This window comes from Streptomyces sp. NPDC048275 (assembly GCF_040652275.1).
Taxonomy (GTDB): domain Bacteria; phylum Actinomycetota; class Actinomycetes; order Streptomycetales; family Streptomycetaceae; genus Streptomyces.
Map to the genome: position 1 here is coordinate 1 of NZ_JBEZLR010000168.1, position 11,725 is coordinate 11,725.

Consider the following 11,725-nt stretch of genomic DNA (forward strand, 5'->3'; position numbering starts at 1 on the left):
GCCGAGAACTTGGGGGAGTCGGCAACCGACGACAACGCCGCAGATGGGCGCACCAGACCCCGCGTCTGCGACCTGATCCGCCGGACAGGCCCTAGGACATGGCCTCGACGAGCCGCAGCCCAGGCCGCAGCGACGCGGGGACGGGCGCCTGCGATACGGAAGAGGACACGGCCGGCCTGCCGGCGATCGTGTCCCGCCAAGGGGGGCGGGAATCCGGACCGCACCGGTGCGGATGGCCGCCGAGTCGCCGTCCGCGCGCGTGCCGCAAGAGCCCAGGGAGGCGGGATGGGATTCGGCGGGCTGCCTTTGCGGTACCTGCTGTCCCACTCCGCCCGCCGGCGCCGAGGCCGGCTGCCGATGCCCTGCGAACAGCCCGCGCGAAGACGGCGCAGCACACCGGATGCAGAGCTGCTCCAGCAACTCGCGGGACAGACCCTCTGGTGACACCGGCATCGGCTTCGCGCCGGGGAGCGCCGGATTGCAGGGGCGTCGGTAAAAGCGGGCCAGGGGCGGCGCCGGAGCGACACCGGGCCGAGCGCGGGATTCTCCCGGCAGGCGGGCAGCGGGACACAGGGCTCGTACGGGGCCGGTGCGTTTGCGGGGGAAACGCTGTCCGCGCGACTCAGCGCGTGCTGTGCACGGCGGTTTCCTCGGTCTCGGGCAGGCGCACCGCCCCGGAGAGCAGCGAGGTGAAGACGACGTGCTCGCCCTGGCGCCCCGTGACCAGCACGCTCGGCGAGCCGGCGCTCTGGATGGGGGGCAGGGACGCCTCGATCCAGCAGGGGGCGTCGAACTCCACGTAGCGCTGGAAGTCGACGCAGAGCGAGGACACCGTCAACGACGACGGGTGGAGCAGGCCGCAGGCGGCCTGCCGGGCCGCTTCGAGCAGGACCATTCCGGGGAAGTGGTCCCCGCTGTGGTCGAACAGGACGGGGTGGCGCGGGTCCGGGTCGAGCAGCCAGCAGGTGGGCCGGCCGGTGGGGGAGAGCACCACGTCGAAGGGCAGGATCTTGCCCACGACGGGCGGCAGCATCCCGGACGGACGCCGCACGCGCCTGTGTTGCTGGGCTCCGTCCGCCTCTTTGCGCAGGCGGCGGTACGTCGCAGGTGACAGGCAGGTGAACCGTCCCCCGCCGACGGCACACAGGCTCCCCGCACGAACGATGCCGATCTCCAGCGTGAACTCCGCCAGGCGCGTGCCCCGTCGCGTCATGTCGGTGACGGTGGCGGTGAGCGTGAGGTCGCTGGGCCCGGGACCGATGGCCATGTGCTCCGGATGAGTCGTCAGGTGCATGTCCCACATCAGGAACTGGTGACCGAGCGGCACGCCGAGCTCCGCGTGAGCCAGGAAGAGCCCCACCTGGCGAATGGTTTCGGCAGCCTGCAGGGGGTCGTGGCTCGCGCCGTCGCGGCTCGTGAAGAACGTGTGAGCGCGCGGCCACTGGCCTTCCAGCCGGTAACGGGTGCCGGTGTCCTTCTCGCACCCGGTGAGGAACACCTCGGCGTGGGACGAGCGGTGGACGTACTCGCGCGGCACCGTGGTGGTCAGCTTGGGCAGGAGGCTGGTGGCGGCCCGGGCGATGTCCCCGCCCGGGTCCGGTATGGAGGGCTCTTCCTGCTGGAATGTCAGGAGGGTCATGAAGGTCTCCGCTCGTTGCCGGGGAGGTAAGGACGGTCGGCTCCATAAGATACGAACCTACCGGTTTTCTTTTCAAGGCTCGCAAGGCATGTTCACAGGAGCGGTCGTTCGATAGTCAAGCGAGGCTGCACCGCGAAAGATCAGTCCTCCCGGAAGGCGGAGTGAGCCCAGCCGCAAAGCGGCGGGAGATGTTCCGCCGCCGCGGCGGTGCCCGGCACGCTCCGCGGGCCGAGGAGACGTCCAGGAGGTCCGCGCGGGCGATGCCCCCGCCGGGAGGGGGTGCGGCGGGAGCGGCATGGTGGTGAACCGGCCGAATCCTCGCGTCCGGTTTGCTGGGTGCCGTGCGTGCCGCGTGCTGTAGATGCCGGGCCGTTCGGGGTCTTTGGCCGCTGTCGCGGACGATGCCGTTTCGGCCGGGGGAGGCGACTCGAGCCGCCGACCAGGTTGTGAAAATACGGACTACCTGGTTTGGTTTCTGGAGGGGGCGGCAGAATGCGGTGCACACCGGGCGTTTTTCGTCCAGGAACGACAGCAGGAGGGCTCGTGGCACAACAGGAGCGTGCGATCCGGACCCGGCGCACCATCTTGGAGGCCGCGGCTGCGGTCTTCGACGAGCGCGGGTACGAGGCTGCCACGATCGGGGAGATCCTCGCGCGGGCGGGTGTCACCAAGGGGGCGCTCTACTTCCACTTCCCGTCCAAGCAGTCGCTGGCCGAGGGCCTGCTCACCGAGCAGTTCTCCCTCCTCCATCTGGCCCCGAGGGTGTGCAAGCTGCAGGAGCTCGTGGATCTGGGGCTGCTCACCGCGTACCGCATGCGCCGTGATCCGGTGGTCAGCGCGGCCGCGAGGCTCTCCCTGTACGGGGAGATGAGTGCGCACCTGGGCAGCCGGGTGATCGCCGAGTGGATCGGTGCCACGGAGAAGATCCTGGCCGAGGCCAAGGAGCGGGGTGAGCTGCTTCCGCATATCGATCCCGCCGAGAGCGCGCGGACCTTTTCGGCCGCCTGGACCGGCGTGCAGTTCTACTCCCACGCCCTGGCCCAGCGCAGCGATCTGGAGGAGCGGATCGTCGCGCTCTTCGCCCACCTCCTGCCCGCCGTGGCGGTTCCCGCCGTGCTGAGGAGCCTGGTCATCAGCACCGAACGCGCGCAGGAGGTCGGCGCCGAGAGCGCGCGACTGGCCCAGGAGGCGGCCGCGCTGGAGGAAGCCCCGGCCGCCGCTGCGGGGTGAGTGGCTTCCGCACCGGGCGAACGGCGCCTCGAGGCGCAACGGGCGCCGGGAAGGGGGGCTTTGCCGGGGCGGGATGCCGGCCCGGCTCCGGGCGCCGCCGCGGACGCGGGCGGAAGGCAAACCTTCCAGACGGTTTTTGACTCTCACCTGCGCCCGCCTCGAAGAGGAGTGCCGAACGTATCGAATCCGGCAGTGTGTGCACGTCAACTCGCCTACGGCGGACGGCACCGGATGCGTGAGGGACGCCGGGGCGAAGCGGAGACCGCCTTGAACGGCACTCGACGACACCATCGGTCCACGGCCTCCCGGGGTCGAAACAAACCTCTTATGCTGTTTAGTGGGAGGGGTTGGGCGCTCGATCGGCGAGTGCGGTGCTGTCCGCGAAGGGCGTGCCCGTCGCGGGGGCGGCTCGGTGTGGGCCCGGGAGGAGAGGCGTGATGGTCAAGCAGGTACGGGCGGCGCGCACACGCGCGTCCCTCATCCGTGCGGCAGCCGAGGTTTTCGCCGACGAGGGGTACGCCATGGCCTCCTTGCCTGCGATCAGCGAACGGGCCGGCGTGAGCGCCGGGGCCCTGTACTTCCACTTCGCCAGCAAGGACGCCCTGGCCAGGGAGGTGGAGTGCGCGGCTGCGGACTGTGTGGAAAAGCTGGCCGAGCGCTGCCTGTCCGCGGCCGGCACCTCGCTGCAGTCGCTCGTGCACACCACGGACCGTCTGTTGCACGCTGTCGCCTCCGACCCCGTGGTCCGGGCGGGGTTCACGCTGAGCGGTGATCCGTCCCGCAAGAACGGGGCGGGGCTGCTGCGGTGGTGGAGCGTGTGGGTCCGCGATCTCGTCGTGCGGGCCCAGGCTGCGGGGGAGCTGTCGGACGACATCTCGCCCGACGGTGCGGCAACGGTCATCGTGGCCGCCACCGTCGGCATGGAGGCGCTCGGCAGCTGGGACCGGGACTGGCTGTCGTGCGAGCGCCTGGCGCAGTTTTGGATATTCGCCCTGCCGCGGCTGGCCGCCCCGCCCCACCTGACGGCGGCGCTGTCGGCATGCGCGCCCGAAGCGGACGACGTGGCGACGCCCACCGGAACAGTCTGACCGGTCCCGGTCCCGGTGATGGGCGGGGCGGCCATACCGCCTCAAGCGGCACAGGACCGGGTCAGTATCCGATGGCCTCTCGCAGAAGCAGCACGGTGCCGCGCCCCGGGCGGGGTTCCGCGTTGAGGATGAGCAGGCGGTTGACGGCGCTGGGCATCCCGTAGACCGCCTGGGCGCGGGCGTTCTCCAGCGGAAGGGCGTGCTCCTCGACGCGGCGCAGCGCTGTGCTCAGGTCGGGCACCACCTTCTGCGCGCCGACGATCCAGACCGCGTGGGCGGCGCCGCCCGCGTTGGCGGGGAGTTGGCTGCCGCTGCCCGAGGCAAGAACGAGCGAGCCGGTCTCGGTGACCGCGGCGACGCTGTTGACGACGAATTCGGGGCCGGCGACCAGCTGTCGGATCTCGTCGGCGCCGGTGGCACGGTCGATGGCCAGGACGCGCGGCCTGATGGCGTCGTAGCGGCCGCCGGCGTTGATGTCCTCGTCGATGCCGGACAGCCGGAGGGTCTCGCTGGCTCCGGTGAGCACGCTCGCGCCCTCGGGGACGAGGTCCTTGACGCGGGCGCGCGCGGCCGCGGCGTCGTCGAGGATCTCGGCGGCGAAGCCGCCCGCCCGCAGCGCGGCGGCTGCCCGCTCCAGCCGTTCGGCCGATGCCGGGCAGGCGAAGGACGCGGCCGCAGCCGGGGCGGCCGTGGCGTCTGCCGGGCTGGTCCCGGAGTCCTGCGCCGCGTGGGGCGCCGCGCCCGCCAGCGGGGAGGTGTCGAGGTACCTGACCTCGTACACCCGCTCGGCGAACTTCCAGCCCTGCCCGGTGCGCTGGTAGCGGTCGTGGTAGACGGCGTAGTTCAGACCCTGGCGTCCGTCGAGAGTGCGCGCGAGTTCCTGGATGTAGGCGCGGCCGGTCGCGGTGTCGCCGTCGAGCAGGATCGTGCCGGGGTGCGTGGTCTGCACGAAGAAGTCCCACTGGCTCTGCAGCCGCTCGCCCCCCGCACGGATCTCCTCGCGGCCGACCAGCTCGGCGGGGATGTTCGGCATGCGCAGGGCACCGTCCGCTGTGAACAGCGACGCCAGGCGGGGCCGGTCGCGCATCATCGCCGCGTCGGTGAACTCGCCGCGCAGTGCCTCGATCTCGACGCGGTCCGCGATGGCCTGGAAGTCGTTCATCAAAGTCACCTCTCCGTTTTGTTGTCGTCCTCACCGCTACGACAACGCAGCCCTTCGGAATGTGAGGCGGCGCGTCGGCCTCACATTCCGGTGCGCTGTCCTGTCGTCCCGGGTAGAGGCACCGAAGCGAGCGAGGGAGACAGCCGGACCATGACCACCAGAGCCGAGCCCGGCGACGATCAGAGCGATCCGGGCCTGAGCGCGATCATGAGCGAGCGGCGCCGGCTGATCAACCTCGGCTATCGGCTCCTCGGGTCCCTGGCCGACGCCGAGGACGTCGTGCAGGAGACCTACGCCCGCTGGTACGCCATGTCCGCACGGGAGCAGCAGGCCATCGAGTCGCCCGGCGCCTGGCTGATGACGGTCGCCAGCCGCATCTGCCTGAACCTGCTCGGCTCGGCGCGGGCCAGGCGGGAGACGTACGTGGGCGAGTGGATCCCGGAACCGCTGCCCGAGCTCACGGAGTGGATCACCGGGCGCGTCGGCGCCGGCGGGACCGACCCGGCCGACCGGGTCACCCTCGACGAGTCGGTGACGATGGCCTTCCTGGTCGTCCTCGATGCGATGACCCCGGCCGAGCGCGTCGCGTTCGTCCTGCACGACGTCTTCCGCTACCCCTTCGGCGAGGTCGCCGAGATCGTCGGCCGCACTCCGGCGGCCTGCCGCCAACTGGCCTCGTCGGCCCGCCGCCGCATCCGCACCGCGCGGACCCCGGCGAGCCCGGCTGCAGAGCAGGCCGGCATCGTCAGGCGGTTCAGAACCGCGTGGGAGGCCAAGGACATCGATGCCCTGGTCAGCCTGCTCGACCCCGACGCCACCGCGACCGCCGACGGCGGCGGGCTGGCCGCCACCCACCTGCACCCGATCGTGGGCGGTGAGCAGATCGCACGCGCCTACGCCGAGATCGCCCGTCTGTGGGGCGGCCGCACGACATTCCTGGAGTGCACGGTCAACGGCCTGCCCGGCTTGGTGGCGCAGCAGGACGGCACCATCGCGACCGTGTTCGCATTCGAGATCGCGGGCGACCGGATCAGGCATATCTGGGCGGTGCGAAACCCCGAGAAGCTCCGTCCCTGGCGGATCAGCTGAGGAGCGATCCGAAACACCGCAGCGATCGGATCGCGACCAGCACCCGCGCCGAGCCCACATCTCCCACACGCCCTGGGGGAAGGCCGCACAACTGCTGCGCGAGGCGCTGAAGTCGCGGACCGGCCGGCGGCCGGCCGAGCTGCAGCGTTTTGCCCTGCGTGCCGGCCCGCAGGGTTTCGCGCAGGCCCCCGTGACGCGGGGGCGAGGCCCGCAGGGACCGGACCGCACCCGCCCGGCTCCAGCCGCACTCGAGCCGGGCAGCGCACCCTTGAGCCGGTCGAAGAGGGGGGCCTGCATGTCGTCGCAGCGAGTGCACTCGGCCGAGCACGCCGTTGCCGTGGCCGCCCCCGCAGGCGTGGTCTACGGCCCTACGACCGCCCGGCCGCGGTGACGGCCGCACCGGCCGCCCCCGCGCCCGGCGGCGCCGCGGCGCGCAGGCCCTGCGGTGTCGCCCCGCGCGTGCTGCGCCTGGAAGAACTGCTGGCCGACCCGCGGGACGCGTCGAACCGTTACGGTTTCCACGCCCTGGCCGGCGCCGGTGAGCAGGGCATCCGGGAACGGGCCGGGGAACTGCTGGGCGCCGTCGGCGCCGAATTCGTCCCCGCCGAGCAGGGCGGGCACTTCGTGGCAGCCGACCTTCTCGTGCGGGCCCTGCGCCCGCTGCTCGGGCGTGATGCCGCCCTCGGTCACGCGTGCACCGCCACAGCCCTGCTCGCCGCGGCCGGCGGCGGGGCGCCGGGGCCGGTCCCGGCGTTCGAACTTGCCCCACTTCTCGTCCCCGCCTCGCTGACCGCGGCCGCGGGTACCGCTCTGCGGGCCGCCGTGCACGCCGTCGCCGAGCGTGAGGCGCACGAGCCGGCCTTGGGGCGGTGGCGCCCCCCGCTCGCCGCCGCCTTCGCCGACCTGCTGGCGTGCGAGAGTCTGACGACGGTGGCGCTGCGATCGCTGCGCCTGCCCCCGGACAGCGGCCGTGCGCTTCGTGCCGCTGCGGGTCATGCCGTGCCGGCCGTGATCGGCGACGTGCTCGACGAGGCCCGACTGGCCCTGGCGGAGTGCGGGTACGGGGCCGGCGACACCGAAGTACGCCTGTGCGCGAAGGTGCAGGACGATGTCCCCTACGTCCTGGGCAGGACGGACGCCGCGGCCGTCTGTCAGGCCGGCCTGATACGCGAACTGCCGTTTCTGGCCGACGGTTTCGGGCCCGGCACCGAGGCCGCCGCCCGGGCCCTCTTCCGGCTGGAGGACCCCCCGGACGCCGATGGCCCCGGTGATGCCGGTGACCCCGGCCGGTTTGGCCCGGCCGGCTGCGAAGCGGCGCTGCGGGGCGTGCTCGCCGCCACGGCAGCCCGGGCGGGCGAGCACGCCGGCGCCGGTTCGGCCGGCGGCCTGGCCCGTACGGCGCGCCGGCTGCTGACCGAACAGCGGCTGCTCAGCACTCCGAGCCGGGCCGCCGCGTTCGCCGAGGACCCGGCGGCCGCACGGGCCCTGGCGGACCGTCACGCGCTGCTCCTGCTGGCCTGCGCGGTGCTCGGGATCCGGGACGGCGCGGCTGGGGGCGGCGGCCGTTTCCTCGCCCGTCCGTCCTGGGCGCTGCTGGCGCTGTCCCGCATCACCCAGCGGCTGGGGGTGGTGCCCGCCGTGGCGGTGCACGACCCGCACGCGGATGTCGCGGCCGAGATGGACGCACGCCGTCGGCAGGGCATCGCCTACGACCTCCACTCCACCAGGACACCGTGGTGACCGGCATGCAGGCGGCCGGGCCCGCCGGCCCGCAGGACGCCGTCTGCGCGGTGCACCCGCCGCTGTACGTCGCGGGACCCGACGGGCCGTGGGAGCAGATGCACGACCGGGTCGGCCGCACCGGGCGGGCCGTCGTCCACACGACCTGGGGGGTATGGCTGGCGGCCGCGCTGCTCGACCCGCGGCTGCGGACCCTGCTCGGCCGGGACTTCGCACGCTTCAGGCAGACCCCGGACCCGGCACGGCGGCTGAGCTTCGCCATGTCGCGTTACGCCATGAAGTACACGGCGGCGGCGGCGCTGGAGGTCCCCGCCGAAGCGATCGACCTCACCTACCGGCCGGGCGGGCAGCCCGGTGTGCGGGGGTGGGGCGGACGGCTCGCGCTCAGCCTGGCCCACACCGACGATCTGCTCGTGGTGGGCGTGAGCCGCACCGGCCCGATCGGGGTGGACGTGGAGAACGCCCGCCGGGAGATCTCCACCGGCCTGCTGCTCGAGCATGTGTGCACGCCCGCCGAAGCCCTGCGGCTGGCGCAGCTGCCCGAACCGGAGCGCTCGGCGGGTCTGCTGCGGTTGTGGACGCTCAAGGAGGCGTACACCAAGGCGCTCGGCTACGGACTGCGGCGTCAGTTCTCCCGGGTCGGTTTCCGCCAGGACGGCGCCGGGCGCATGGTCCTCGCCGAGGCCACGGACGCCCGCGAATGGGACTTCTGTACGCATCTCGTTCATGGCCGGTATGTGGTGAGCCAGGCGCACCGCCCCCGGGGAACGATCGCTTCCCGCTCGTGTGCCGCTTCACGCCCGCTCGAGGAAACAGGGCCTTCACCTGCGACGACTCTACGCTCGGGGGCAAAGACGTCCGGCAGCGGATGAGACCGGGCGCAGGGATGCCGGGTACGCCTGCCGGATGGCGCGTTCAGAAAACACCGACATGATCGTGTGAAGGGGGGCAGGGAGCCCGGTCCTCGCCGCCGCGGCGGACCAAGGCGCCCGGGACAGCGGATGAGCAGCCATCACGTGGTGCCGGGAACCGTCCTCTGCGTGGTCCATCGGCCAGGCGGTGCGGCGCTGGAATCCTCATGCGTCTTCGAACTGCGCGGTCCCTTGACGGACGCTCAGGCCGAGGGTGTCGCCCTGAGGATCGCCGAACGCCACCGTTTTGTCTCCGTCACCCTCGACGCCGGCGCCGACGGCCACCACGTCCTGACGCTCGTGCCGTCCGGCGCCCCGGACCCCGCGGCGCCCCTGCCGGCGGAACTGATCGCCGACCTGCTGGTCGTGCCCCCCGGTGCCGAAACGGTTTTGCTCAGGGGCGCGCAACGCGGTCTGGTCCGGGAGGCCGCCGAGGCGCAGCAGGACGGGGGCCGAGGCGTCGAGCAGCTCTCCTGGCACTGGACCGGTCCCCTGGACACGCCGCGCTTCACCGCGGCCTGGCAGTCCGTGGCCGACCGCGAGTCGGTGCTGCGCGCCTCCTTCGACTGGATCGCCGGTCCGCGCCTGGTCCTGCACGACCGGGCCGCTGTCGAGGTCGTACGGCATTCCCACGTGTCCGTGCCCTGGCCCGATCTGGTGGAGCGGGAGCGCGCGCGGGGTTTCGAGCTGTACCGGGCCCCGCTGATGCGCCTGACGCTGCTCGACGGCGCCCCGGCCGCCGGGACGGGCACGACGCGGGTGACCCGGGTGCTGCTGACCTACCACCGTGCCCTGCTCGACGAACGGGCGGTGCACGTCCTTCTGCGGGGGTTCTACCGGGCGTATCTGGCGGGAGGCCTGCTGCCCGGCGGGGAACGGCGTCCGGATGTGCGCGACCACGCCCGGTGGCTGGCCCGTCAGAACACCGAGGCCGCCCGGATGTTCTGGACCCGGGCCGCGCCGTCGAGCGGTACGGCGGTCAGTTTGGGGCGGGCGGCAGGCCCCACGGGGCAGAGCGGTTCTGCCCGGGTACGGCGCAGGCTGAGCCCGGCGCAGAGCCTGCGGTTGCGGTCCTGGGCGGCCGGCCGGGGCGCGGGCGAGAGCAGCGCGCTGCACGTGGTGTGGGCCCTTCTGCTCTACCGGGCGATGGGGGTCCAGGGGCCCGCCGAGGTGAGCTTCGGGGTGTATCTGTCCGGCCGGGACATCGCACTGCCGGGGGCCGCGGACGCTCCCGGGCTGCTGGGCAGTTCGCTGCCGCTGAGCGTCACCGTCGATCCGCAGGGGCCGGTGGGAGCACTGGTGCGGCATGTACAGGGCGCTGTACTCGACATGACCGTCTACCCCTGGGTCTCGGACGAGCTGATCGGGCAGTGGAGCGGGCGCGGTGAGGGCGGGGGGCCCAGTGAGACGGCCCTCGTCTTCGAGGGCCGGCCCGAACTGCCCGGGGCCGTGCGGGGCGAGCTCGAGGCACAGGGCATCCGGGTCGACGTGCCGCACCTCGTGGGCGGCGACCCCCGCCTCTCGGTCACGCTGGTCGCACGGCACGACGCCGACGGCGGCCTCGGCTTCACCGCGCTGTACGACCGGTCCGTCCTGCGGGACACCGATGCCTCCCAGGCGCTCTCGCAGTGCGTGCGGCTGCTGGCCGCCCTCCCGGACTTCCCCGATCCGCACACCACGGTCGGGCAGGTGCTGCGGGTCCTGGAGGGGGCGGACGTGCCCCGGGCGGCGCCGCGCCGTCCGCCCCCGCGGCAGCCCGCCCTGACCACGGTGCGGGAGGGGGAACCCGGTGCGGACGTCATCTGCCTCGTCGCGGACGCCGGGCTGGTTCCCGGAACGTACGACCTGTTCGTGCGCCACTACGACGGCCCGGAGAAGATCATGGTGCTGCACTGTCACGGAACACCGCGCGCGCTGCCGCCCGGGCTCCACGAGGCGGCGCGGCAGGGAGGCCGGCTGCTGCTGTGCGGATGCGGATCCAGCGCGCCGGCCGCGTACCGGATTGCAAGGACGGCGGCGCTCGGCAAGGGCGCCGCCGTGGTCATGACGGGTACCGGCGGCGCCGCCGAGAGCGCGTCCGCTCTGTCCCTGGGGCTGAGGGCGGCACTCGCCAGGAGCGCGTAGGGAACGAGGCACCGCCCGGGCGGGGGCGGTCGGCTCGAGCGGGGCGAGAGCGTTTCTCGAACCGGGTGGCCGACGGTGACCGGTAAGCCGAAAGGAGGCTGCCATGGGCGATTCGGACACCACGCAGCAGGCCGTGCGCATCGAACGCGGACAGGCCGGCGACGAGGAGGTGGCGGCACTCACCGTCGTGCTGCTCGCCCTGCTTGCGCGCGAGCGGGAGCAGGGGGCCGGGGCGTCGGGGCCGGGCGCCGACGGCTGGCGTTGGAAGGGCATACGGACGTATCAGGCACCCAGTAGCTGGCAGTGATGGGGAAGGGGACTCCCCGTCCCAGGAGGGACTGACAATGGGAATGGTGACTGCCCCCCATCCGGCCGACCAGGAGGCGGGGGACATACGCGGGCGCGTGGCCGAACTGCACGGGATCCGTGCGCAGGCGCTGGCCGGCCCGAGCGAGAAGGCGACGGCCGCGCAGCGCGCCAAGGGCAAGCTGACGGCGCGGGAGCGGATCGGACTGCTGCTGGACGCGGGCTCGTTCCGGGAGGTCGAGCAGTTGCGGCGGCACCGGGCGACCGGGTTCGGCCTGGAGGCCAAGAAGCCCTACACGGACGGTGTGATCACCGGCTGGGGCACGGTGGAGGGCCGCACCGTCTTCGTCTACGCGCACGACTTCCGGATCTTCGGCGGTGCCCTCGGAGAGGCGCACGCCACGAAGATCCACAAGATCATGGACATGGCCATCGC

10 protein-coding genes are annotated in these 11,725 nt (G+C 72.9%); 8 read left to right on the top strand and 2 right to left on the bottom strand.

Annotated elements, in window-relative coordinates:
- Positions 1–622: 622 nt before the first annotated feature.
- Entirely contained in the window at positions 623–1,639 is a 1,017-nt protein-coding gene (locus AB0D57_RS45800; protein WP_362088446.1) for a ScbA/BarX family gamma-butyrolactone biosynthesis protein, read from the bottom strand.
- 543 nt (positions 1,640–2,182) lie between these two features.
- Here AB0D57_RS45800 and AB0D57_RS45805 point away from each other — a divergent pair.
- Both AB0D57_RS45805 and AB0D57_RS45810 read left to right on the top strand, forming a co-directional pair.
- The gene (locus AB0D57_RS45805) at positions 2,183–2,869 is read left to right on the top strand and encodes a ScbR family autoregulator-binding transcription factor (RefSeq protein ID WP_362088448.1); all 687 of its coding nucleotides are present in this window, start codon (positions 2,183–2,185) and stop codon (positions 2,867–2,869) included.
- A gap of 437 nt (positions 2,870–3,306) precedes the next feature.
- Positions 3,307–3,957 (top strand): ScbR family autoregulator-binding transcription factor, encoded by a 651-nt coding sequence (locus AB0D57_RS45810; protein WP_362088450.1) that lies wholly within the window; start codon positions 3,307–3,309, stop codon positions 3,955–3,957.
- A gap of 61 nt (positions 3,958–4,018) precedes the next feature.
- Here the strand turns inward: AB0D57_RS45810 and AB0D57_RS45815 are convergent, their stop codons facing one another.
- On the bottom strand, positions 4,019–5,119 hold the full coding sequence (locus AB0D57_RS45815) for a nuclear transport factor 2 family protein (protein WP_362088451.1): 1,101 nt from the start codon (positions 5,117–5,119) through the stop codon (positions 4,019–4,021).
- A 150-nt stretch (positions 5,120–5,269) separates the two neighbouring features.
- Here AB0D57_RS45815 and sigJ point away from each other — a divergent pair, with 150 nt between their 5' ends.
- The 6 genes from sigJ to AB0D57_RS45845 all read left to right on the top strand — a co-directional run.
- Positions 5,270–6,208: an RNA polymerase sigma factor SigJ gene (gene sigJ / locus AB0D57_RS45820; RefSeq protein WP_362088452.1), complete on the top strand. Its 939-nt coding sequence runs from the start codon at positions 5,270–5,272 to the stop codon at positions 6,206–6,208.
- Between the two features lie 387 nt (positions 6,209–6,595).
- The gene (locus tag AB0D57_RS45825; RefSeq protein ID WP_362088453.1) at positions 6,596–7,948 is read left to right on the top strand and encodes a hypothetical protein; all 1,353 of its coding nucleotides are present in this window, start codon (positions 6,596–6,598) and stop codon (positions 7,946–7,948) included.
- Positions 7,949–7,953: 5 nt separating this feature from the next.
- Positions 7,954–8,820 carry a 4'-phosphopantetheinyl transferase superfamily protein gene (locus AB0D57_RS45830; protein ID WP_362088457.1) on the top strand — a complete coding sequence of 289 codons (867 nt, stop codon included), beginning with the start codon at positions 7,954–7,956 and terminating at the stop codon, positions 8,818–8,820.
- Positions 8,821–8,949: 129 nt separating this feature from the next.
- Positions 8,950–10,983 carry a condensation domain-containing protein gene (locus AB0D57_RS45835; RefSeq protein WP_362088454.1) on the top strand — a complete coding sequence of 678 codons (2,034 nt, stop codon included), beginning with the start codon at positions 8,950–8,952 and terminating at the stop codon, positions 10,981–10,983.
- A 103-nt stretch (positions 10,984–11,086) separates the two neighbouring features.
- Positions 11,087–11,290 carry an acyl-CoA carboxylase epsilon subunit gene (locus tag AB0D57_RS45840; protein ID WP_362088455.1) on the top strand — a complete coding sequence of 68 codons (204 nt, stop codon included), beginning with the start codon at positions 11,087–11,089 and terminating at the stop codon, positions 11,288–11,290.
- A 37-nt stretch (positions 11,291–11,327) separates the two neighbouring features.
- Positions 11,328–11,725 (top strand): carboxyl transferase domain-containing protein (locus AB0D57_RS45845; protein WP_362088456.1); only part of this gene is annotated, 398 nt, incomplete at its 3' end.